We start from the raw sequence: 22,267 nt of genomic DNA on the forward strand, positions 1-22,267 counted from the left end.
TTCGGGGAATCGCCCGGCTCACCTTTTTTCTCCAGACGCCTGCTTCCGGAAACGGACAGGCGCTTCTGGTTTTTAGCGACAGGCTCCGAGGCTGATTTGACGTCGCTGCCAGCGGGGCTACGGGTACCTTTCCAAGATTCCCAAAAACCCGCCGGATCGTCGCCGGCTCCGGCGCAACCACGGAAAGCGAGGGTATTCCGATGCTAGCGAAATCACTGAGAGACTACCTCGACCACAACAAGATCAAGTACCTTACCATTACTCATTCGCGCGCCTTCACCGCACAGGAGGTAGCGGAGTGCGCTCATATCCCCGGTAGCATTCTGGCGAAGACGGTGATGGTCGAAATCGATGGCCAGATGGCCATGGCGGTGGTCCCGGCAAACCACCGGGTCCGCCTCGACGACCTCCGCGGCCTCATTCATACGAATGATGTGAGGCTGATGCGCGAGGATGAATTCAGACGCCAGTTCCCCGATTGCGAGGTGGGGGCCATCCCGCCCTTTGGCAATCTCTACGACATCCCGGTATTCGTTTCTCCCGAGCTCGCGGATGTCGGTGATCTCGCCTTCAACGCGGGATCGCATACCGAAACGATCAAGATGCGCTGGGCGGACTTTGAACGTCTGGTGAATCCCCGCGTTGCGAAATTCGCGACGTGACAAGCGCGCGATGTTTTTTCTCAAAAAGCATTTGCGCGGATCAAAAGCTGAACGACTTGTATTCCTAGAACCGGACGATCCTGAATCGCTACATATTGTGAAGTCCATTTAGGGACCAACAATGATTCGGAGATATCGCCCGGTTCGCCTTTGTACGACGCCTGCTTTCCCCCATGAAAGCGGGCGTTTTGTTTTCCGCCCTTGGCTGATTTGACCGGGCCCGGCTGCGGGCCTATGATTGAATGTCCAGAACTCAGAAAAAACCTGCCGGGTCCGCTCCCAACTCCGGCGCAACACGGAAAGCGAGGGTATTCCGATGCTAGCAAAATCACTGAGAGCGTATCTCGACCAGAGAAAGGTCAAATACATCACCATCACCCACTCGCGCGCCTTTACCGCGACAGAAGTGGCGGAGTCCGCGCACATCCCGAGCAGCATGTTGGCGAAGACCGTGATGGTGGTGATCGATGGCGCGATGGCGATGGCCGTGGTGCCTGCGAACCAGCGGGTGAAATTGGAGGACATCCGCGAACTGGCACACACCGATGACGTGCGGCTGGCCCATGAAGACGAATTCAAGAGCTTCTTCCCGGACTGCGAAGCGGGCGCAATGCCGCCTTTCGGCAACCTTTACGACATGTCGATCTATGTATCGCCAAAATTGGCGGACGAAGGAGAGATCGCATTCAACGCCGGGTCTCACACCGAAGCGATCCGGATGTCTTGGGCCGACTTTGACCGGCTGGTGAAGCCGCGCGTGGCACCGATCACCGCATGATGGATCCATTTCCGTGACAATGGCAGGGAAGGCCGTCGCCTCCGGGCGGCGGCCTTCGCGCGTCAGCGGGAACCCATGCGGATGGCTTCTTCGATGAAGGGCATGAGCTGGCGGATGACTTTCCTGCGCGGTTCCAAGTCCGGGGTCGTTTCGCGGAGGCCGTTCCGCAGCCGCATCTCGATCACACCATCGCCGATGTCGCCCTGCACAAGCTTCTGCGCGCTCAGGGCAGCGACCACCGCCTTGGCTTTGAAGGGTTCCTCCGGCGGGCGATCGAAAAGGATGATCTTGAAGGCATTCTCCACCTGATACTCCGGCTGGATTTTCTCGAAGATCTTCGCAAGCAGCGCGGCATTGTTTCCCGTGTGATGATGGACGCAAACGCGCGAGCTCATCCATGCCAGCAGGGCGAGGCCAGCGGCTTCCGAATCGCGGGTGACGGGAGAGCGGCTGATCACCTTGGCCCGGAGCTGATCGAGCTCCTTGGCATAGGTTTCTCGTCCCGAGATCTCACAGTAGCGGGCAAAGATGTGACAGGAGGCAAGCCGGAGCATCAGCTCACGCTTCGAGCTTTGTTCACGCTCGATGCAGATTTGAAGCTGAGGCTCGGTCTTCGCCTTCGACCATTCCATGTGGGGCGTCTTCTGATCCCGGCCTGTCAGGGGATTTACCGCGTGACGATTCGCATAGTGGAGATCTTTCTGATGCTCGCGACCCATGGCCTCACGGGTGCTCTTGACCTCGGCTTCCATCCTCACGCGGTCGTGATCCGCTTTGAGGACTCCATTGACGATGGCGTGAAGCTGCAGCAGCGCGATCCGTTCCTTCAAAGCGGGCGCGGTGTTCGCGGCACCGAGGATCGCCGCGGCGGCTTCCTCCTCGTGTTGCTGATCGACGGCGCCAACGGCACGAACGCAGAGATAAGCTTTATCCGGTGCCAACCAACCTGCGACGGGAGGCATCTTCACGGCGATCCTCTCCAAGCTGGCGATGGTCATCTCTGCAGCAGCCACTTTCTGCTCACCGCCATCGTCGGAAGCAAAGACCGCGACTCCATCGGCAATATCGAAGCGGAGATAGGGAAGCATCACCACGCTGCCATCCGACTTCTCGACCTGCATCGGCACCCGAGCTTCGTCCTGGCCGGAGGCAGGCGAGCAAGCGAAGCCGCCGATGGCCAGGGCGGCAGCGAATCCAGAAAGATGGCGTCCAGATTTTCGGAGAGAACTCATTGCAGGGGAAATCCCCTTATCCGTGCAGAAATCGGAGAGAGCCCACAAGCTTCAGACACACCCATGCCGGTGTTTTGACATTCCTTTGACATATGACGCCCGTCCCAAGGGGCATCCGCAGGGGCTACTTCGAGGCCCGCACGTCCTGCAGGATGATCTGCAGCGTGGTGCGACCGCGGAAGCAATTGCGGTCGATGGTGAAGGCGATATCCCACGGAGGATCCGGCAGGGCTACTTCGCCGCCGCCGAAAAAGACAGCATCCTGTTCGTGATAGCCTTGGCGAAGATTCAGGCGCAGGTGCTGATTCTTCATATGCACCGGCGGACGGCTGAGATGGACGCCGCGCGCCATGAAGATCGGCTGCGGGTTGCCATTGCCGAAAGGCTGCAGAAGCTCGTAGTCCGCGAGGAACTCCAGTGAAAGCTGGTCGAAGGTGATCTCCGCATCCACGCGCAGCTTCGGCAGGCGCTGCTCGGGCACGGTATTCTGGAGCACGTAGTCTGCGAAGTCGCTGCGGAAGGCATCCATGCGGTCTTCCGTGATCGAGAGACCCGCAGCCATGTCGTGACCGCCACCGGCGAGCAGATGCCCGCGGCAAGCATGGATCGCCTGCACCAGGGAAACGCCCTCGATGCTGCGGCCACTGCCCTTGCCCACACCTTCCTCGTCAATCGCGACGACGAAGGTGGGCTTGTGGAACTGCCGCATGAGGCGGGAGGCCACGATGCCCACAACACCCGGATGCCAGGCACGGGAACCGAGGACGATGACGGGATCTAGCACCGGATCGAAGCTGCTGGAAAGCATCTCCATGGCCTCGCGCCGGATCTGGTTCTCGTGGGTTTGGCGGCGCTTGTTGTAGTCGTCCAGCTTCTCCGCGAGGGCCCGGGCGAGGCGCTTGCAATCGGTGAGGAGAGTCGCGAGGGCATCCTCCGGCACGTCCATGCGGCCGGCGGCATTCAGGCGCGGCCCGATACGGAAGCCGACGTCCATCGAGGTCGCCTTGCCATTCATGCCGGAGACTTCCTGAAGGGCTTGGAGGCCCGGATTCAGGGTCAGCGGGAGGCGCTTGAGACCATGGCGGACGAGAATGCGGTTTTCACCGATCATCGGCACGATGTCGGCGATGGTGGCCACCGCCACGAGTTCGAGCAGCTCCTTCAGGTCGAAGCCCGGGACCGACCGCTCCTTCACCATGGCGTGGGCCAGCTTGAAGCAGACCCCGGCGGCGCAGAGATAGGTCGGACCGCCGCCGAACTTCGGATTCACCAGCGCGATCACGTCCGGCCTGCCTCGGGGGCTGGGCTCATGGTGATCAACGACGATGACATCCACGCCGTCCGCGCGGAGAGCGGCGATTTCATCGACGGACACGGTGCCGCAGTCCACGGCGATGAGAAGATCTGGCTTCGGGCCCTCCTGCATGCAGCGCTCGAGCGCAGCCTTGCTCAGACCGTAACCTTCATTGCTGCGGCGCGGGATGAAGTGGCGCGGCTCCAGCCCGTAGGCGTGCAACAGGCGGCGCATGACCGCGATGGAGGTCACCCCGTCCACATCATAGTCGCCGTAGAGGCAAACGTGCTCCCCGCGGTCGACGGCACCCAGAATGCGGGTTACGGCCTCGCGCATTTCTCCGATTTCGAAGGGATCGCTGAGATCGCGAAGCTTGGGCCGGAGGAAACCTTCCAGATCATCTCCTGCCGGAAGGCCGCGCTGGAGGATCAAATGTTCGAGAATCGCTGGAAAGGCGTGCGCACGCCCGTTCCCGTTGGTGTGGAAAGGGTCGCCGTGGAGAATCCAGTCGGCGGGGAGAGCGCGCATCTTGGTCCGCGGACTCTAGACAGCGTTCGGCGTGCCACTCAAGCCCGCATAACGCACTTAGTCGAACAAGGTTGGAAGGCCCGTATCCGCGAAATGCCGGAAAGCCAGATCCACGTAGTGCGGGGCGTTGCGATAGGGGCACATCTTGGGCAGTTCTTCGGGTGAAAAATAATCCGCGCCGTCCGTCTCATGGGACAGTCTGAGCGTCCCGCCGACGGGCCGACAGAGGAAAACGAGCTTGTAGACGTGCTCCGGCTGGCGGGGGTGGCCTTGCTTGTCCTTGTCCCAGCAGGCGATGAGTTTCAGCACCTCCACCTCGATCCCGGCCTCCTCCAGGACCTCGCGAGCCGCATTTTCGGCCGGGCTGGCATTCAGGTCCGCCCAGCCGCCCGGCAAGGACCAAGTGCCGGTGCCCGCTTCCTCGACGAGGAGGATCTTGCCCTCTTGGATCACGGCAGCACGAATATCGACCTTCGGCGTGGCGTAGCCGAACTCGACCGGCCATTGAAACGCGCGGTCCTCGGCTTGGAGGAGCTCGGAAGCGATTTCGTGAAGGCGTTTGTAGCGCTCAAGATCGTAGGGCCCCGTGGAGTAGCGCAAGCCGGCCTCTGCCATGGATTTCAACTCGCGGCTGACCGACAAGAGATCACGATTCATCGGCGGGATGACTAAAGGCGGATTTCCGGATGTCGAATGCCGAGTTCGGAAGAGCTTGGGAAGACACTGGTCACGAAAGAGATCTGCCGTGCAGAAGCGCTGAAGCGCAAAAATGGAGACAGCAGGAGAGACCCTCGAGGGGAGTGGCTTTCCATTTTTGCGACCTTTTGCGCCTTTTCGCGGCGCAGATCTAACGGCACCCCGTCTCAGTCGCTTTCGCGATCCGGAAAATCATGATTTCGCCAAGAAACTTCCATTTCCCATTTGGGCTGTGGTGGCCTAGGTAACGGCCATGCATCCCTTCCTCTCCGGTGATTTCCACGTCAAATGGTCCACTCTGGTTCCCGAGGCAGTGGAACCTGACATCAAAAAAGCCTTGGAGATCGCGGCGGCGAATCTTGAGACGATCCGCAAGGTCGCTCCGGAAGCAGCCACCTATGCAAATACCTTCGGCGCACTGGAGCGGGCCACCGAACAGCTCGACCGCGGTTGGGGCCTGTTGCAGCACCTTGACTCGGTCTGCGATGAGCCGGCCCAGCGTGCCGCGCTGAATGCGATGCTCCCGGAGGTTTCCGATTTCTATGCCTCCATCCCGCTCAACGAGGAGCTGTGGAAGGTGCTGAAGGCCTATGGCGAATCCGGGGAGGTGGCCACGCTGGATCCGGTGCGCCGCCGCTATGTGGAGGAGACGATGCAGGACTTCGCACAGTCCGGTGCCGATCTGCCCGCGGATCAAAAGAAGCGTGTGGCGGAGATCGAGGCGGAGCTTTCCAAGCTGACGAAGCAGTATTCGGAGAACGTGCTGGATTCCACCAATGCGTGGGAGCTGCTGATCACCGATGAGCCGAAGCTGGCAGGCCTGCCGGCCTCGGCGAAGGCGGCGGCATTCGCCAATGCGAAGGCGAAGGAGCTGGCCACCGATGAGGCTCCGGCATGGCGCTTCACGCTGCAGATGCCCTCCATGTTCCCGGTGATGCAGCACCTCGATGACGAGTCGGTGCGCCGCGAGGTGTGGGAAGCTTCGGTGGGGGTGGCCGGCAGCGGCGAGCACGACAACACGCAACTGGTCTGGGAGATCCTGAAGCTCCGCAATCAGAAGGCGGAAGTGCTGGGTCACGGCCACTTCGCCGATCTGACGCTGCAACGCCGGATGGCGCGGGATGGCAAGACGGCACTGCAATTCGTGGAAGACCTGCACGACCGCGTGGAGCCCGCGTTGCGCAAGGAGTATGACTCGCTGTGCAACTACAAGGCTGCGAAGACCGGCACCGTGGTGGATGGCTTGCAGCCTTGGGAATTCGCCTATTGGTCGGAGAAACGCCGCCAGGAGGAATACGATCTCGATGACGAGTTGCTGCGTCCTTATTTCCCGGTCGACCGGGTGATGAAAGGGATGTTCGAACTCTGCACCAAGCTCTTCAACATCACCATCACGGAACGCGATTCGGTCTTCCATGAGCGCGGCACCCGCCCGGCGGAGGCTCCTGCCGATGAGATCGAAGTGTGGCACCCGGAGGTGAAGTTTTACGACCTGAAGGACAGCGCAAGTGGTGCCCATCTCGGTTCCTTTTACGCCGACTGGCATCCGCGCGAGTCGAAGCGCGGCGGGGCTTGGATGAACTGCCTGCACACCGGTCATCCGGGGGATGAAGGGGCTGCACGCGATCCGCACCTCGGCCTGATCACGGGCAACATGACCCCGCCGGTGGATGGCAAGCCAGCGCTCCTGACGCACGGCGAAGTGGAGACGATCTTCCATGAATTCGGCCACTTGCTTCACGGCCTGCTGAGCGATGTGCCGGTGCGCGCGCTTGCCGGAACGAACGTGCCGTGGGACTTCGTCGAACTGCCTTCGCAGATCATGGAGAACTTCTGCTGGGACCGGCAGTCGCTGGATTTCTTCGCCCGCCACTACGAGACCGGCGAGCCGATCCCGGAAGATCTCTTCAACCGGATGATCGCGGCGAAGAACTACATGAGCGGCACGGCCTTCATGCGTCAGCTTTCCTTCGGCAAGCTGGACCTGGAGCTGCACATCAACCTGCCGCGCTATGCGGGCCGCGATCTGGACTCGGTGGACCGCGAGATCCTCTCAAGCTATCGCGTGCCGCTGAAGACGGATGCGCCAAGCATGGCGCGCCGTTTCGGTCACCTTTTCAGCGCACCTACCGGCTATGCCGCCGGCTATTACTCCTACAAGTGGGCGGAGGTACTGGATGCGGATGCCTTCACACGCTTCCAAGAGAATGGCGTGATCGATCCGGCGACGGGTGCCGCTTTCCGCGAGCACATCCTTTCGAAGGGGAACTCCGCGCCAGTGGATGAGCTGTATCGCCGCTTCATGGGCCGGGACGCCGCGCTGGATCCTCTGCTGATCCGCTCCGGGCTCTCCGGGGAGATCCTGCTTGCGGGTGGCGAAAAGGAGACCGCGATGGCGTAAAAACGTGGAATGCGGTTGCCCGGGCGGCGATTTCCATTCGCAATCGCCGTCCCCGCCCAACCGCAGTCATGTCCCGCACCGGCATCCTCTTTCTCGTCTCCGGACCTTCGGGTTCCGGGAAGTCCACGCTTTGCCGCCGTCTGGCCGCAGAGGGTGAGGCGCAGTTCTCGATTTCCTGCACGACGCGTTCGCCACGCACGGGGGAGGAGCACGGTCGCGAGTACTATTTCCTCCAGGAGGAAGAGATGGTGACGCGCGTGGGCGAGGGTGAGTTCCTGGAGCATGCCTATGTGCACGGGAACCACTACGGCACGCTGCGCAGCGAGGTGAGCGAGCGCCTGGCCGCGGGGATCGATGTGGTGATGGACATCGATGTGCAGGGCGCCGCGCTGGTGCGCGCCTGTGATGATCCGGCGATCCGCCTGGCTCTGGTGGATCTTTTCGTGATGCCTCCGGATGAAGAGGAGCTTGCGGCACGCCTGAACGGCCGCGGCACCGACAGCGCCGAGGTGATCGAACTGCGGATGCGGAATGCGATCGATGAGATGCGGCATTGGCCGGAGTACAAGTACCGGCTGCTGTCCGCGACGCATGAGGAGGACTATGCGCAGTTCAAGGCGCTGCTGATCGGGGAGAGATTGCGGGTGGACCGGTTGAAGCGGTAGAGGGAATTACTTTCTGAGAACGGCAACGCCGTTCTAGAGGTGCCTTCCGGCTCTTGGCTCTTGCTTGCAACAAGCGCCGGGTTGGAATGGTATTCCATCCGTGCGCTTCCTGTTTCTCGCCCTGCTCGCGTGTCCGCTGTATGCGGAGCAACCAGTCATCTGGATCGAAGGTGAATCCGCCGCGGAGTCGAAGATGGCGAAGCACCCGTGGTATCACGGAACGGTGAAGAAGGAGGAGCTTTCGGGAGGTGATTTCATTTCGAACTTTTCGAAGGATTATCCGGGGACGGCGCGCTATGATTTCGAGGTGCCCGAGGCGGGGTCGTATGAGCTTTGGGTACGATCGAATCCCGTTCAGAGCCATGTCTCCTATCAGATTGATGGCGGTGCTTCCCAAGTCATCGACATGGACAAGCGGCAGACGGGCAACGTGAACATCGCGGACGACGGGAAGCCCGACTTGCGCTTTCTCGCATGGGCTCATGCGGGGACGGCGAAGCTGGCTAAGGGAAAGCACCGCATCGCCTTCAAGTTCGATAGCCCGAATGAGAACCACGGCAGTCTCGATTGCTTCGTGCTCGCACCGGCATCCTTCGAGCCAGTGGGAATCCTGAAGCCCAAGGAGATCGCGGCCCGGAAGGATAAGCTAGCCGCGGAGAACAAGGGCTGGGTGCCATGGCTGCCGGGGAAGGATCGCTTTGAAGGAGCACTGCTCGATCTGCGCTCGCTCAATGAGAAGACCGCGGGCGAGAAAGGCGGCATCGGGGTGAAGGGTGGGGAGTTCATCTACCGGAGCACCGGAGAGCCGGTGCGCTTCTGGGGAGTAAATGGTCCACCGGACCTGCACGGCGAAGAACTGGCAGAGTGCGCGCGGATGCTGGCGAAGCGCGGAGTCAACCTGGTGCGCCTGCATGGTGCGGTCTTTGACGAAAAGACGGGCGAGCTGAAGCCGGAGAAGATCGCGCACATTCACGAAGTGGTGGCGGCGATGAAGAAGGAAGGGATCTACTCGCATCTCTCGGTCTATTTCCCGCTGTGGCTGCGGCCGGACAATGGTCCGGGCTGGCGCGAGGGCTACAATGGGGACTCCCATCCCTTCGCGCTGCTCTACTTCGAGCCGGAGTTCCAGAAGCTCTATCGCAACTGGTTGGAGGCACTGCTCACCAAGCCCGGCCCGGATGGAACGACTCTGGCCAATGAAGCCGCGGTGATGGGCGTGGAGCTGGTGAACGAAGACTCCTTCTTCTTCTGGACCTTCGACGACAAGAACATCCCTGCACCGCAGCTTGAGAAGCTGGAGAAGCAATTCGCGACGTGGGCGACGAAGAAGTATGGCTCGCTGTTCAAGGCGCTGGATGTGTGGAAGTACGCCCACGCCCATGATGCAGAGGACCGGCTCGGCTTCCGGCCGCTGTATCAGATGTTCACGGAGAAGTCGGCGCGGGACCAGGACACGGCGGCATTCCTGATGGAGACGCAGCGTGGCTTCTACGAAGACACGATCGCATGGCTGCGTGAGAAGGGCTTCAAGGGCTTGGTCACGGCGTCGAACTGGACGACGGCGAACAACGATATCTTCGGGCCACTGGAGAAGTATAGCTACACGCCCGGTGACTTCATCGATCGCCACGGCTACTTCAGCTGCGATCAGCAGGGAGACAACGCGGCGTGGTCGATCCGGGATGGGCATACCTACCGGGATCGCAGTGCGCTGCGTTTCGAGCCCGAGGAAGCCGGAAAGCCGCTGGACTTCTCGCACCCCGCAGTGGATCCGGAGTTCAACGGGAAGCCATCGATGATCTCGGAGACGACGTGGAACCGGCCGAACCGGTATCGCGGGGAAGCGCCGTTGTTCTATGCGGCGTATGGCGCGCTACAGGGGAGCGATGCGGTGGTCCACTTCGCGCTCGATTCGAAGGATTGGTCGGTGAAACCAGGCTACTTCATGCAGCCGTGGACGCTGATGGCACCGACGCAGGCGGGGCAGTTTCCGGCGGCAGCGCTGATCTTCCGAAAGGGACTGGTGAGGGAAGGGAAGGTGGTGGCGGATGTTTCGCTGTCGATGGAAGATGCAGTAGGACTGAAGGGTAGTCCGCTGGCACCGAAGGCGAATCTGGATGAGCTGCGGAAAGTGAAGGCTCCGGCAACCGCGGATGCCGGAGAAAAGGGGATCGATCCTTTGATTTACTATACGGGCCGTACTTCGGTGCAGATCGGAGGAGTAGCGAAGCCTGCTAAGCTGGCGGATCTTTCGAAGCTGATCGATCGCGATGCGAAGAAAGTGACGGCTTCGAACGGGGAGGTGGCGCTCGATTACGGGAAAGGCGTGCTGAGCTTGTGTGCTCCGGCGGCGCAGGGAGCAGCAGGTAATTTGAAAGCGGCGGGCATTATCGCGTTCCCGGATCTAGAGATTACTTGTCCGATGGATGCGGCGGAGATCGTGGCGGTGGCGCTGGATGGGAAGCCGCTCTCGAGATCCGGGAAGATCCTTCTGCAGGTGATGAGCGAGGAGAAGGCGACGAATTTTGCGACGGAGGACGGGCCGCATGGCACACGACGGATCACGAACATCGGGAGTGACCCATGGTTGGTGAAGAAGTTCGAGGGAACGGTGAAATTCAAGCGAGGCGATGCGGCGAAGCTGAAGGTCACGGCGCTGGATGGGAACGGGATGGCGAGCGGGGAAGCGGGAAGTGCGGCGGCGATCACCTTGCGGGGGGATGTTCCGTACTATTTGATCGAGGGGAGCTAAGAGACTTTGGGAAACCTCGGCCTGTTCCGCCTGTTAATAACATGAAAATTAACAGGTGGGTGGGGGAGGAGTCATCCATCATCAATCTGCCAATCATCAAACGAAGTGCGCTTCGCGGGAATGAATTTGGGCGGACAAGGGGCATGCTTGCCGGGATATTCCCAAATGCGGGGGTGAGGTTCTACTGCCAGGGTCTGCTAAAACGAGGATGGATCCGCTAAGAAGCCTCCCGGCACCCCTTCAGGGTGCGTTCTTGTTCGCGGCCTGACCCAGGGTTGCGCGCTGCGCGCTTACCCTGGGCTATCTCCCGGCCGCCCCGTTGGGGCTCTAGAAAGGGTGCGCTTACCCTGAGCTATCTCCCTGTCGCCCCACGGAGGCTCCCGGGTGGCCTCGCAGTCCAAGGCGTGACTGTCCAAGCGAATCTGGAGATCCGCGGTCCCGGAGGTTTCTCCCAGGAGACCGAGGCCGCACCCCCGCGTGGGGCGGGTGCGGCTGGGTCAAGGTAGGATGAGCTGGCTTAGGCGAGCTTCGCTTTGGCGGCGGCTTCGATTTCGGCGAGCTTGCTGCGGTCGGGCGCAGCACCGCGGGCTTGGTCGGCTTTACCGCCGCCCTTGCCACCAGCGATAGCAGCGAGGTCGCGGAGGATATCGCCGGCCTTGTGGCCTGCGGCTTGGGCGGCATCGCCGCAGTAGGCACCGAGGTGCAGCTTGTCTCCGTCATCGACGATGACGAAGCCGGCACCGGTAAAGCCCTGCTTCTTCATGCCATTGAGCAGCTCCTGGAGAAGGGATGCATCCGCCTCGAAGGTGGCCACGATGGCTCCGCCCGCAGCGATGAGTTCGGCCAAGGCGGCATCGGCCTGCTTGGCAGCAGCACCGGCTTGCAGCTTCTTGAAGCGCTTCTCGGCTTCGACGGCAGCTTCCTTGGTTTCTTCCAAGGTGCGCGCGCCGTGGTTGAAGGTCGCATTGAGCTCCGCGATGTCGGCACGTTCGACGAGCATGGCTCCCATGATGTGCGGGAAGTCATTCACGGACACCGGGGCTTCGCCGATGGAGGCGAGCTTCTCATTGGCAGCCTTCAGCTTTTCGCGCGCGGCCTTGAGATCGCTGTCCCACTTCTCGACGGCTTCATTGAGGTAGGCCCATGCATTTTCGCCGCAGACGGCTTCGATACGGCGGACCCCGGAAGCGATCGCGCCCTCGCTCTTGATCTTGAAGAGGCCGATCTCTCCGGTGTTGCGGACGTGAGTGCCGCCGCAAAGCTCCATCGAGTAGCCGGTCAGGTCGCCACGGCCGCCGCCGATCTGGACAACGCGGACGAACTCGCCGTACTTGTCCCCGAAGAACTGCATGATATCCGGACGGCCCTTGATGGAGGCGTGCTGGACTTCCTTCCAGGAAACGGCGTCGTTGGCCTTGATGGCCGCATTCACCTTTTCCTCCATCGTCTCGATCTGCTCGGGAGTGACGGCCCCGCTGTTGAAGTCGAAGCGCAGGCGGTTCTCATCGACAGACGAGCCCTGCTGTGCGGCGTCTTTCGACACGACCTCGTGGAGAGCCCAGTGGAGAAGGTGGGTCGCGGTATGGTGTGCTTCGATCGGGCGACGGCGAACGGCATCGAGCTTCAGCGTGACCTTGTCGCCGGGCTTCACGGAAGTGGAGTTATCGACAATGTGCGCGCGGGCCTTTCCGACCTGCTGGACACCGGTGATGGCGATCTCTTGGTCACCAAATACCAGAGTCCCCGTATCTCCAGCCTGGCCGCCCATCTCCGCGTAGAAGGGCGTGGCATCGGTGATGACGAAGAGCGCGTCTTCCTGAGGATGAACCTCAAGCACGGTGGCTTCCGCTTCATCGGCGTCGAAGCCGGTGAAGCTGGTGACGGCGTCCGTGGAGATATCGAGCGCGCGAACCACGGTGCTCTTCTGTGCGGCGCGTGCGCGTTCGCGTTGCTCCTCCATGAGCGCTTCAAAACGGGCGGTGTCGATCTTGAGACCGCGCTCTGCACAAAGCAGCTCGGTGAGGTCCACCGGGAAGCCGTAGGTATCGTAGAGCTCGAAGGCGTCGTCACCGGAAAGGGTGTTATCCTTCACGTCCGGAAGCGCATCTTCGAAACGCTTCAAGCCGCGATCCAGGGTCTGGTTGAAGCTCGCTTCTTCCTGCTCAAGCGTCGCGCGGACGGTGTCCTGGCGGTTCTTCAGCTCCGGGAAAGCATCGCCCATCTCCGCGACCAAGGTTTCCACCAGAGCGCCGAAGAAGGGTTTTTCACCGGAGAAGCCAAGCTGGCGGCCATAGCGGACCGCGCGGCGCAAGATGCGGCGCAGAACGTAGTTCCGCCCGTTGTTGCCGGGCATGATGCCATCGGCGATGGAGAACGAGAGCGTGCGGAGGTGATCGGCAATCACGCGGAAGGCGATCGCGGTCTTCATCTCCTCATCGAAGACAGAGCGATCGGCACCAAGCGCCGGATAGACATTCACGTAGGCCTTTCCGCTGAGCTCCTCGATCTTGCGGAAGATCGGCATGAAGACGTCGGTGGCGTAGTTGCTGGGCTTCTGGGAGAAGTCGGTGAAGCCCTTCGTGCCCTGGATGATCGAGCAGGCGCGCTCGAAGCCCATGCCGGTATCGATGTGCTTCGCAGGCAGCTCGCGGAAGGAGCCATCGGCCTCGGCATTGTATTGGATGAACACGAGGTTCCAGATCTCGATGCAGAGGTCGGAATCGTTGTTCACGAGCAGGCGGCCCTCCATCGGATCGCCGGCAGGGGTGAGGTTCACGTGGAGCTCCGAGCAAGGACCGCAGGGGCCGGTCTCGCCCATCATCCAGAAATTGTCCTTCACGTTGCCATTCACGATCTGGACGTTCGGATCGCAGCCCTTGGAAAGGAACAGCTCTGCCCAGATGTCCCATGACTCCTGGTCGAACTCACCCGGATCGCCCGCCTTGGGGGCGTAGACGGAAGCGTGCAGGCGATGGGCGGGAAGGCCCCAGCGCTCGACAACGAGTTCCCATGCCCACTGAATGGCTTCCTTCTTGAAGTAGTTGCCGAAGGACCAATTCCCCAGCATCTCGAAGAAGGTGTGGTGGTAGGTATCGTAGCCGACATCCTCGAGGTCGTTGTGCTTACCACCGGCGCGGATGCACTTCTGCGTGTCCACGGCGCGCGGCGGATCATAGGGAGCCTTTTCGACGCCGAGGAAGTAGGGGACGAAGGGATTCATCCCCGCATTCGTGAAAAGCAGACCCGGCGACTGCGGCAGCAGGGAGGCGGAAGGCACGATGGTGTGCTGCTTCTCACGGAAGAAATCGAGGAAGCTCTGGCGAATCTCGGCTGCGGTCATGGGTCGTTGAGGCGGAAAGGGCGGCGAAGGTGGGCGAAAGCCCGCGGCGAGTAAAGCCTTGGAAAGAGGCGGAGCCGCCAGCCAGGACCGGGCAGAATGCCGCGGAAAACGGGCGATCCCTCATTCGAAGTCCGTCGGCTCCACCAGCAGGGAGCGCTCCGCGGAGCTGAGCTGAAGGGTCTCGGCGAGCTGATCCACGATGTGATCCCGCCTGGGCCCGGCGCCGCGGGCGGCGAGCTCCCAGCGGAGCTTTTCCAACCAGCGGTGCTGCTGCTCCGGAGTTCCGAGGCGTTCTTTCAGCGATTCGATCCCTTCGTAGCCTCTTTCGTCCAGCTGAGGGTTGCTGAGGATCCCGTAGGCCAGTTCCCCGACCAGAACCTGCTTGGCCGCCGGTTCGTGGCCATCGATCCACGCGAGGGCTTGCTGGCGGCTTTCGAGAAAGAAACGCCGACCGAGCTTGGCATCCCGCTTCGCTCCATCCACGCCGTCGTGATCGCTGCCGAGCGTCGGCCAGACCTTTTCATACATGGCGACGCCTTGCTCCCGGTCCGCGGCGAAGACGGCTCCTGCCGAGGACTCGAGCAGTGCTCCCTTGAACTCCCAGTCTTCGGAACTGCCGCCGATGTGCTCGAGGCCGGGCTGGGCGAAATCGTAGAAAAGCTCGCTCGCCCGGCTGGCAAAGTACTTCGCTTGAGCGGGATCGACGCCCTCGAAGAAAGCAGCGGCGAGCTTCTTCCCCTGCCAGGTGCGGAGGATTTCCCAGGTCTCGCCGGGCGATTGTTTCGAGGCCTTCGCCACAATCTGCGCGCCGATACCCTTGGCACCGCCGCCCTCGTCGTAGCGCTCGTTCATTCCAAAGCGGTTCGACTTCCGCATGTCGAAGTAAGCGCCGAGGACGCCAACGGGATCGCTATCGGACCAACCGAGCAGGCCGTCCCGGATGAGATAGTGGAAAGCCGACGATTCTTCCCCGGTAGCGGTGGCTTGCTCGACCAACCAATCGAGGCCGCGCTCCGTCTCCAGATCCCCGATCCGGCGGGCCATGAGCTGGAGCCAATCCGGATCGCCGGTTTCGGCCCCGGTGGTGACGAATTCGACGAGGAGCTCCTTCAGCACGGAGGCCGGGAGAGAGAGGATCAGCTCGCGCGCGAGCCGCGACAGATCGGTATCTGCCTGTCCGCCGCTGACGGAGGCCCAGACGAGCCGGAGCCTTTCCATACGCTCCGAGCGGGTGCCGAGATCGGGGCCACGCAGGTGGGACTTGGCGGCTCGGGCGGACTCAACCGCGGCTGAGGCTTGTGGACTGCCGCGCCCCGGACGCCAGATCGTGAGGCCTGCCGCGATGACGAGCAGACCCACGCCAAGCCAGCGCGTGTGCCGGGGTTTCATGCTTTCAGATAGGCTGAAGTCATGGGGAAGGTCGAGGCGGAAAGGCTGCTCGACGGATGCGCCGGGAAAGCGTGGGCTGCCGGGACTTCTCCGCCGCATGAGCAAACGTCTGCTTTTCCTCTGCTCCCGAAACCGCCTGCGCAGCCCGACGGCGGAGGCGGTGTTTGCCGGCTATCCGGGGATCGAGACGGACTCGGCGGGCTTGGCTCCGGACGCGGAGCTGAGGCTCACCGCGGAGCAAGTGGAGTGGGCCGACATCATCCTGGTGATGGAGCGGGTCCACCAGCAGCGGCTGAAGAAAGGTTTCGGGAAGCTGCTGGGAGGAAAGAAGGTGGCGGTGCTCGACATCCCGGACGACTATCAGTTCATGGAACCTGCCTTGGTCGAGCTGCTGAAATCGAAGTGCGGGCCGTTCCTGTCGTGAAGCTCATGAGGATCCGGAAGTGTCTGCAGATCTTGCTCCTCGCTGTCGTGGTGGCGGTGCTCGCGTGCCTATGGCTTATCGGACCCAAGATCGGGAACATGAAAGCGGAGTACGCCACGGCGGAAGTCATTCGCGATCTAACAACCTATGTGGCCGGACACGATGGCGAGTGGCCGTCTTCGGCAGCGGCTTTCCGAAAGGAGGTGCCGACAGATGTCTGGATCGACTATTCGCTGACTGCGGAGCGCATCCTCGCGACGCCGGAGATTCTCAAGGACTCCGTGCGCCCGAAGGCAGGAAAATTCCAAACCTACCCACACCACGGGCGGGATCTCTCCATTTTGTTAGACGCCATGCGGAAGGCAAAGTCAGAAGCTGACCCGGCAAGGGATTGAGCCATTCGCTGATGGGAAGGGCTCTTCCAAGAGGGTTCTTGAAACACCGGCGGGAGCTTGGGAAACTGCGGAGAAACCGGTGTGGCCACGGCACTGAAACAAAAGGCTTCTATCCCACAACCCCATGTCCGCCATCCCGTTTCTTGCCTTCTTCGGATCGATCTTCCTGTGGCTCCTAGTGATCCGGCCTTACTGCGTCCGCCATCGCAAGGGATACACACCGGGAGCCCTGATGGGCGTGACGATCTGGGTGGATGGGCAAGAGGCCTCCGGTGTCGCGAAGGAGAGGGCAGACAAGGGGATGATCTTTGCCTGCCGGCTCTTTCTCGTGCTTCAGCTCTCGATCGTGGCGGCGATTCTGTGGGCGATGTTCGAGCACTGATGAGAGGGGGACGAGACGCCTCCCCTCCCTTCGACAGGCCTCAGTTCTTCACCGCCGGATAGAGGCGGGCGGAGGGAACGACCTCCTGAGCCTGGCTATCGCTGGACCATTCCAGACGGGTATTCGCGCCGCCGCCTTCTTCGTAGTATTCGAAGGTGATGGGATACTTCTTCCCAGCCTCGAGCTTGATGGTGCCGGTGTAGGTCTGGTCGTAGTCATCCAACCACTTGTCGATGACGAGTTGCTTGTCGATCCAGAGGCGACGGCCGTTGTCAGACTTCGAGTGGAAGGTGTAGGTCTCCGAGTAGAGCGGCTCGATGAAACCTTCCCAGCGGCAGGAGAAGGTATCGGGAGCAATCAAGGGATCCGGCGAACCATTTCCCCAATTGAAGGAGATCTCCGGATCGAGACGGGTGAGCTTGAGGTCGCTGAGATCGCGGTTGTTGTAGTAGCTGCCGGTGAGGCCATGGCGCGGCGTGGCGCTCTTTGCCACGGCGGCGAAGTCCAAGGTGACTTCGCCCGCGTCGCCTTCGTCGAACTGATAGGCGATCTCGTTCTTTCCGGCCTTTAGCTCCAGCTCATCACCGTGGAACATCCAGACATCCCAATTCGTGGTGCGGTGGAAATGGGTCCGCTTGGTCTTGGCTCCGTTGACATAAAGCGTGAGCGATCCTTCGGCAGGGGGATAGATCTTCGGGAAGGACTGCTGCTCGGCCTCGACCTTCACGCCATTGGCATAGCGGACGATGACGCGATAGATGCCGGCGTCCGGCACTTCCGCGGTGAAGGCGGCGCGTGCGCCTTGCTTGGCGAAGCCATCGACATAGCCGCTGCCGGTGAAGTTCTTGTTGGTAGCGGCCTTCACGGCATCGCCCGCGAGCTGCCAATCCTCTGCTTCGTAGAGCTCACCGAGACCGGGATCTCCCGAAGGATTTTCGAGGACCGTGGAGGGGCCGGGCGGGGTGCCGAAGTCCGGGGTGTCGTCTTCCTTGAAGGTGAACTTCTTGATGTTCGCGGCCCGCATGCCGTTGTTGTCGGCGGGGAAGATCTTCGAGTGATACATCATCCAATTCTCCTTCCCATCGGCGGAGACGGTGAAACTGGCGCGTGAAGGGCCCCAGACGTCATCGGTGGTCTTGAAGAGCGTGCCGAGGGACTTCCAAGAAGCCTTGCTATCGATCGGACCGGCTTCCGGGGAATAGACGAGTGCGCTGAGACGGTAGTCCTTCGAAGCGAAGCCACCCTCCGCGCCGGTCATGATCAGCTTGCCATTCCGGACGATGGCGCGCGGGCCTTCGGCATGGAGGCCGAACTCCTTGCGATGGGCGGTGATCTTGGTGGGGCTTTCCATCGGGGCCATGACGGCGCCCTCGACGTGCTTGTCCGCGAGCGAGCCCCAGAACGCGTAGAGCTGGCCATTGAAGGTCACGACGGTGATGTCGTTTGCCTGCGCATTCCCGTGCTGGTCGCCGGTGAAGAGGACACCCTTGTTCGTGAAGCCATCGAGCGGGTTGCCGGTGTTTGCCTGCAGGACTACGGCCATGTGCTTCCAGCCCTCGGATTTCACATCGGCGCAGAAGTAGATGTACCACTTGCCCTGAATGAAGTGGAGCTCCGGTGCGAAGACGCGGCGGTAGTTGTCGGCGTCTTCCCAGACCTTCACCTTCTCGCCACGCTCCACCAGGCTGGGGGACTTCGAGACGTAGACCGCGGTGGGCTCCGCCGGGCCGGAACTGCACATGTAGTAGCTGCCCTCGTGGAAGGTCACCCATGAGTCCTCGTTTTGATAGAGGTAGTTGGTGAAGCGGGACTGCGGGGCGGCGCTCGCCAAGGGGGAGAGCGACAGGGCCAAGGGCAAGAGGAAGCGGAGCTGTTTCATCGGTGCTTGGGAAATCCGTTCGGCGGGGCCCGGCTTTCCGCATGGAGCGGGAAGCGGGCGGACCGCCAGTGAATCCCAAGCGGGCAGTCGCTGGGAAGGAAATTTGATATTCCAACCGTGTTCCAAACAATGAATCAGATCACTGGCACTAAACCTAGGTAGGCCGTGGCGTAGCGATTTCCGAACTCCACCAAGGCATCCCGACCAAAATGGACCATATCGACACCGGGAAGGCCGGCGCTTTCGACAAAGGCAGCATGGGGGTCCTCGGCAGCGATCCGGCGGAGGCCGGAGCGGACGATGTTCCGGCGCTGGACGGCAGCGGGCTTCCTGCGTTCGTCCGCGAAATCGCCGAGGTCGCCGATGAGGAAGGGAAGCTGGGGGGTGGAGAGATCGCGGCGGAGGCCGGCCATCAGGGCGGAGAGCTTTCCGGCATGGGCGGGAGCGGCGGACTCACTGTCGGCATCGGTCTCCCCCTGATGCCAGAGGACGCCCGCCAGAGTGCCGCTGCGGGCGGCGAAGCGGGCGCGGCGGACGGCATTCGCATAAAGCGCCGAGTCGGTGCCTAGGTGATCGATGGGCGCTCCTCCCCACGCACAGGGGATGAGGCCGATCATGCAATCCGGCATTTCCTGCCAAAGACGAAGGGCAAAGGGCAGGCCGAGTCCGAAGGCAGCGCTCTTTTGATTCAGGTGGAGGGGATGCACGGCGGGGCGCCAGCAGGTCCGGCCACGGGGACGCGGGGACTTGAGGGTGCTTTGCCCGCCAAGGACGAGCACGCCCGGTGCGGGATGGTGATCACCGGGCTGCCATGGATCGTCCGGGCGCACACAGCCGAACCCTGCCATGTTCGATTGCCCCATCAGCAGAAAGACCCGCAGCAATTGCGGGTCGCTTGGCAGGGCCCATGGCCCGCGGGTGGCGGGCGGGAACCAGCGGAGACGGAAGCGGGAAGGACCGCTCATGTCCGTACGACCGGCGCAGTCTCAGCGACCGGCAACTTCCAAGGCGGGGCCGGTATAGCGGTAGTGACCCTGGATCTGGTAATCCGGGAAGACTTCCCACTTCGGACCGGAGCCGAGGTCGTGTACCACCCAATTCTCATCGTGGCGCTCACCGGGGCCGGGAACGACGATGCCGGTGTGGAGATCGCCGCTGGCGAGCATCCAGACGACCACGTCGCCCGGTTTGAAGTCAGTCGCATTCCGCGTGACGGTCTTGTCCGGGCCGGCGAAGACCTCGGCATTCGCGCGCTGGAAGAAGCGCTGCAGGTTCTGCACGCGGCGGTGATCGATATTCGAATCCGGCTCGCGAGAATCCCAGAGGCGCGGGTAGCTGGAGAAATTCTTCGAGATGTCCTCGTGGACGAGCACTTGGAGATCGATGCCCAAGAAGCGGTAGCTACGGACGATCAGGTCCTCCGCCATGCCCCGGGAACGGTTGTCCGGGGTGGTGGGAACGTCACCGTTCGGGTACGCGATCTTGTAATAGGACTTGTCGTAAACGCTTGGTACTTTGGAGCGTTGCAGGGCGGCAGCGGCCAAGCGCTCGCCGAAGTTGACAGAGCCGGCAAGCTGGTTGATCAGCACATCGGCGCTTTCAACGGAAGCCACTGCCTGCTGGGCACGAACCAAGGGAATCAGAGGCTTCCCGAAATGCCACGCGGCGGCAGCCGCAATCAAAAGGACAACCCATCCCCCGAGAAAATTCGGCTTCCGCTGCGGCTTCTTTGCCTGCGGGCGAGGTCCGATATACTCGATTGTACCGAGATGATGGCTTTTAGGGCGTTTAGCCATTGTTACGATTAAGAAAAGTAAACCAAAAGCGGACCTTGAATGCGACATTTTTCGCGGCTCCGCAGCAATTTTTTCCAGAAATCCTATTCTCGACCCTCCGGCGGTTGGCTCTTAGGGGTTTCCACGATGACGGTGATCCGCAGCGCAAAACCTTTGGTGTGGGGGGAGATGGACGTACCGCTTTTTGGTATCGGTAAGGATTGGTATGAAACTGAGATCGCACCGCAAGCCGCGTTTTGCGTTGCCGTAGATTCCCGCAGCTTGTGGTTCATCGCGTCCCATGGAAAAGCGGCGAAGCTCCATCCCGCTGCCCGTCCCGGACGCTTCACGCCGGAGCTGTGGAAACACGATGTGGCGGAGCTTTTCTTAAGTCATCCGACAAGCGGTCGGTACTTTGAGTTCAATCTGGCGCCGAACGGAGCGTGGTGGAGTTGCGAATTTACCGCGCCACGGATTCGGGCGGAGGAGACGGACATCGTCTTCCCGGAGGTGGCGACCTTCGCCGAGTTGGCTCCGAACGGGGGCTGGGTGGCGGCCATGTCGATTCCACGCGACCTTCTTGAAGCACGGCTCGATTTCGGGAATGATACGCGGATGAATGTAACTTTCATCCTGGGCTCACCCCAGCAGCGCTTCGTCAGCGCGGTGAACCTGGGCGGAGGGGAGCCGGACTTCCACCGTCCGGACAAGTTCACGCCCGTGACCTTCGCTGATGCATGAAATTTTCCCGGCAGCACCTGTTAGGGCTGGGCACGGCGCTGCTGCTGCTGGCTCTGCTAGGTGCTCTCCGGACAACCAAGGAGCCCGAGCCGCAGAAAGCAACGAAAGCGGCGGGAGCAGGGCTACCGCGCGACGCGAGAGCACAACGGGACAAACCGCGTGAACGAGGCGGGCCTGTTTCCCGCTACACCGCGCGCTGCGTGCAAGGCCTAAGCGAGGAGGAGGTTCGGAAGATTATCGCAGAGTTTCAGGACAAGGTCCTGGTCGGTGATGGCCATCCCGGCAGCATGGAAGAAGGGGCGGAGCAGCGGCGCCGTTTCCATGATTGGTATCTGCGGACGCTCGTGGAAGGTCTGGACCTGAGTCCCGACCAAGAAGCTGCGGCAAAGGCCCGGCTGGACGCGCTTTTCCAAGAGGCCCTTGCCAAACAGAACGAACTCCTGAAGGCAAAGGAGGAAGGCGCAGGGGGCCTGCTCGGAGTGGAGCGACGCTTCTACGCGGCACAGAGCTGGCTGAAGGATGATGCCTATGCGCCGTGGGAACTGTGCGAGCTGACCAAGGACCAGTTGGGCATCACGTGGCACGACTGGCTACAGGTGGAGCGGAAGTCGAATGAAGAAACGGGCGATGATCCATCCCCGTGGTTCAACCTGTGGATCCGCTCGGGCAAAGCTCCGGGAAGTGGCGGCACCACGGCCTTCCCGAAAGAGGCGGCACCGGTAAGATTCGGCGATGCCGGCGTGATCTTTCCGCTGCACCCCCGCCAGAGTTTCGTGCATGAGGGGTATTCGCAGATCGGAGAGCTGGGCTCCCTTCATCCGGCCCAGCTACGGACCCTGCTGATGCTCTTTCCGGAGACGCTGGAAAAGGTGGACTACGAGCTCAAGCACCGTTGAAGTTCGGGAAAATTTCAGGGGAGCTTGCCCCCGGCCCC

18 protein-coding genes are annotated in these 22,267 nt (G+C 61.7%); 10 read left to right on the forward strand and 8 right to left on the reverse strand.

Features of this window, described 5'->3' with window-relative positions; translation table 11 throughout:
* Positions 1–200 precede the first annotated feature (200 nt).
* Together HHL09_RS12445 and HHL09_RS12450 are read left to right on the forward strand one after the other, a co-directional pair.
* Positions 201–662, forward strand: coding sequence for an aminoacyl-tRNA deacylase (locus HHL09_RS12445; RefSeq protein WP_169454958.1), 462 nt, complete (start codon positions 201–203; stop codon positions 660–662).
* A 316-nt stretch (positions 663–978) separates the two neighbouring features.
* The gene (locus HHL09_RS12450) at positions 979–1,440 is read left to right on the forward strand and encodes an aminoacyl-tRNA deacylase (RefSeq protein ID WP_169454959.1); all 462 of its coding nucleotides are present in this window, start codon (positions 979–981) and stop codon (positions 1,438–1,440) included.
* Positions 1,441–1,502: 62 nt separating this feature from the next.
* On the opposite strand, the gene HHL09_RS12455 is transcribed toward HHL09_RS12450, so the two are convergent.
* The 3 genes from HHL09_RS12455 to HHL09_RS12465 all read right to left on the reverse strand — a co-directional run bounded on the left by HHL09_RS12455 (position 1,503) and on the right by HHL09_RS12465 (position 5,151).
* Complete coding sequence (locus tag HHL09_RS12455; protein WP_169454960.1) at positions 1,503–2,672, reverse strand: hypothetical protein; 1,170 nt, start codon at positions 2,670–2,672, stop codon at positions 1,503–1,505.
* 124 nt (positions 2,673–2,796) lie between these two features.
* On the reverse strand, positions 2,797–4,494 hold the full coding sequence (gene recJ / locus HHL09_RS12460; protein ID WP_169454961.1) for a single-stranded-DNA-specific exonuclease RecJ: 1,698 nt from the start codon (positions 4,492–4,494) through the stop codon (positions 2,797–2,799).
* A gap of 57 nt (positions 4,495–4,551) precedes the next feature.
* A complete protein-coding gene (locus tag HHL09_RS12465; protein WP_169454962.1) occupies positions 4,552–5,151 on the reverse strand; it encodes an NUDIX hydrolase in 600 nt (199 codons plus the stop codon).
* A 292-nt stretch (positions 5,152–5,443) separates the two neighbouring features.
* Between HHL09_RS12465 and HHL09_RS12470 the strand changes: the two genes are divergently transcribed.
* The 3 genes from HHL09_RS12470 (at position 5,444) to HHL09_RS12480 (ending at position 11,008) form a co-directional block, all read left to right on the forward strand.
* A complete protein-coding gene (locus HHL09_RS12470; protein ID WP_169454963.1) occupies positions 5,444–7,591 on the forward strand; it encodes a M3 family metallopeptidase in 2,148 nt (715 codons plus the stop codon).
* A gap of 68 nt (positions 7,592–7,659) precedes the next feature.
* Positions 7,660–8,256 (forward strand): guanylate kinase, encoded by a 597-nt coding sequence (gmk, locus tag HHL09_RS12475; RefSeq protein ID WP_169454964.1) that lies wholly within the window; start codon positions 7,660–7,662, stop codon positions 8,254–8,256.
* 100 nt (positions 8,257–8,356) lie between these two features.
* Positions 8,357–11,008: a carbohydrate-binding protein gene (locus HHL09_RS12480; protein ID WP_169454965.1), complete on the forward strand. Its 2,652-nt coding sequence runs from the start codon at positions 8,357–8,359 to the stop codon at positions 11,006–11,008.
* 517 nt (positions 11,009–11,525) lie between these two features.
* On the opposite strand, the gene alaS is transcribed toward HHL09_RS12480, so the two are convergent.
* Together alaS and HHL09_RS12490 are read right to left on the reverse strand one after the other, a co-directional pair.
* On the reverse strand, positions 11,526–14,348 hold the full coding sequence (gene alaS, locus HHL09_RS12485; RefSeq protein ID WP_169454966.1) for an alanine--tRNA ligase: 2,823 nt from the start codon (positions 14,346–14,348) through the stop codon (positions 11,526–11,528).
* A gap of 120 nt (positions 14,349–14,468) precedes the next feature.
* Entirely contained in the window at positions 14,469–15,737 is a 1,269-nt protein-coding gene (locus HHL09_RS12490; RefSeq protein WP_169454967.1) for a hypothetical protein, read from the reverse strand.
* Positions 15,738–15,834: 97 nt separating this feature from the next.
* Between HHL09_RS12490 and HHL09_RS12495 the strand changes: the two genes are divergently transcribed.
* The 3 genes from HHL09_RS12495 (at position 15,835) to HHL09_RS12505 (ending at position 16,938) form a co-directional block, all read left to right on the forward strand.
* Positions 15,835–16,161: a low molecular weight protein tyrosine phosphatase family protein gene (locus HHL09_RS12495; RefSeq protein ID WP_169454968.1), complete on the forward strand. Its 327-nt coding sequence runs from the start codon at positions 15,835–15,837 to the stop codon at positions 16,159–16,161.
* A gap of 5 nt (positions 16,162–16,166) precedes the next feature.
* Positions 16,167–16,556: a hypothetical protein gene (locus tag HHL09_RS12500; protein WP_169454969.1), complete on the forward strand. Its 390-nt coding sequence runs from the start codon at positions 16,167–16,169 to the stop codon at positions 16,554–16,556.
* A gap of 124 nt (positions 16,557–16,680) precedes the next feature.
* Entirely contained in the window at positions 16,681–16,938 is a 258-nt protein-coding gene (locus HHL09_RS12505; protein ID WP_169454970.1) for a hypothetical protein, read from the forward strand.
* 40 nt (positions 16,939–16,978) lie between these two features.
* On the opposite strand, the gene HHL09_RS12510 is transcribed toward HHL09_RS12505, so the two are convergent.
* From HHL09_RS12510 to HHL09_RS12520, 3 genes are all read right to left on the reverse strand, one after another.
* Positions 16,979–18,817, reverse strand: a complete 1,839-nt coding sequence (locus HHL09_RS12510; RefSeq protein WP_169454971.1) for a PA14 domain-containing protein — start codon at positions 18,815–18,817, stop codon at positions 16,979–16,981.
* 134 nt (positions 18,818–18,951) lie between these two features.
* Positions 18,952–19,782 carry a sialate O-acetylesterase gene (locus HHL09_RS12515; protein WP_169454972.1) on the reverse strand — a complete coding sequence of 277 codons (831 nt, stop codon included), beginning with the start codon at positions 19,780–19,782 and terminating at the stop codon, positions 18,952–18,954.
* A gap of 21 nt (positions 19,783–19,803) precedes the next feature.
* Positions 19,804–20,613 (reverse strand): DUF1287 domain-containing protein, encoded by an 810-nt coding sequence (locus tag HHL09_RS12520; protein ID WP_169454973.1) that lies wholly within the window; start codon positions 20,611–20,613, stop codon positions 19,804–19,806.
* 168 nt (positions 20,614–20,781) lie between these two features.
* Between HHL09_RS12520 and HHL09_RS12525 the strand changes: the two genes are divergently transcribed.
* Positions 20,782–21,333 carry a DOMON domain-containing protein gene (locus HHL09_RS12525; RefSeq protein WP_169454974.1) on the forward strand — a complete coding sequence of 184 codons (552 nt, stop codon included), beginning with the start codon at positions 20,782–20,784 and terminating at the stop codon, positions 21,331–21,333.
* A complete protein-coding gene (locus HHL09_RS12530; RefSeq protein WP_169454975.1) occupies positions 21,330–22,229 on the forward strand; it encodes a hypothetical protein in 900 nt (299 codons plus the stop codon). The genes HHL09_RS12525 and HHL09_RS12530 overlap by 4 nt, the downstream gene beginning before the upstream one ends.
* Positions 22,230–22,267 lie beyond the last annotated feature (38 nt).

Origin of the sequence: Luteolibacter luteus, from assembly GCF_012913485.1 — a bacterium.
Taxonomy (GTDB): domain Bacteria; phylum Verrucomicrobiota; class Verrucomicrobiia; order Verrucomicrobiales; family Akkermansiaceae; genus Haloferula; species Haloferula lutea.

Excerpts from the sequence above, each read along its gene's own strand:
- HHL09_RS12445 (WP_169454958.1), top strand. The coding sequence starts at position 201 with ATGCTAGCGAAATCACTGAGAGACTACCTCGACCACAACAAGATCAAG.
- HHL09_RS12450 (WP_169454959.1), top strand. The coding sequence starts at position 979 with ATGCTAGCAAAATCACTGAGAGCGTATCTCGACCAGAGAAAGGTCAAA.
- HHL09_RS12455 (WP_169454960.1), bottom strand. The coding sequence starts at position 2,672 with ATGAGTTCTCTCCGAAAATCTGGACGCCATCTTTCTGGATTCGCTGCC.
- recJ (WP_169454961.1), bottom strand. The coding sequence starts at position 4,494 with ATGCGCGCTCTCCCCGCCGACTGGATTCTCCACGGCGACCCTTTCCAC.
- HHL09_RS12465 (WP_169454962.1), bottom strand. The coding sequence starts at position 5,151 with ATGAATCGTGATCTCTTGTCGGTCAGCCGCGAGTTGAAATCCATGGCA.
- HHL09_RS12470 (WP_169454963.1), top strand. The coding sequence starts at position 5,444 with ATGCATCCCTTCCTCTCCGGTGATTTCCACGTCAAATGGTCCACTCTG.
- gmk (WP_169454964.1), top strand. The coding sequence starts at position 7,660 with ATGTCCCGCACCGGCATCCTCTTTCTCGTCTCCGGACCTTCGGGTTCC.
- alaS (WP_169454966.1), bottom strand. The coding sequence starts at position 14,348 with ATGACCGCAGCCGAGATTCGCCAGAGCTTCCTCGATTTCTTCCGTGAG.
- HHL09_RS12490 (WP_169454967.1), bottom strand. The coding sequence starts at position 15,737 with ATGAAACCCCGGCACACGCGCTGGCTTGGCGTGGGTCTGCTCGTCATC.
- HHL09_RS12495 (WP_169454968.1), top strand. The coding sequence starts at position 15,835 with ATGAGCAAACGTCTGCTTTTCCTCTGCTCCCGAAACCGCCTGCGCAGC.
- HHL09_RS12500 (WP_169454969.1), top strand. The coding sequence starts at position 16,167 with ATGAGGATCCGGAAGTGTCTGCAGATCTTGCTCCTCGCTGTCGTGGTG.
- HHL09_RS12505 (WP_169454970.1), top strand. The coding sequence starts at position 16,681 with ATGTCCGCCATCCCGTTTCTTGCCTTCTTCGGATCGATCTTCCTGTGG.
- HHL09_RS12510 (WP_169454971.1), bottom strand. The coding sequence starts at position 18,817 with ATGAAACAGCTCCGCTTCCTCTTGCCCTTGGCCCTGTCGCTCTCCCCC.
- HHL09_RS12515 (WP_169454972.1), bottom strand. The coding sequence starts at position 19,782 with ATGAGCGGTCCTTCCCGCTTCCGTCTCCGCTGGTTCCCGCCCGCCACC.
- HHL09_RS12520 (WP_169454973.1), bottom strand. The coding sequence starts at position 20,613 with ATGGCTAAACGCCCTAAAAGCCATCATCTCGGTACAATCGAGTATATC.
- HHL09_RS12525 (WP_169454974.1), top strand. The coding sequence starts at position 20,782 with ATGGACGTACCGCTTTTTGGTATCGGTAAGGATTGGTATGAAACTGAG.
- HHL09_RS12530 (WP_169454975.1), top strand. The coding sequence starts at position 21,330 with ATGAAATTTTCCCGGCAGCACCTGTTAGGGCTGGGCACGGCGCTGCTG.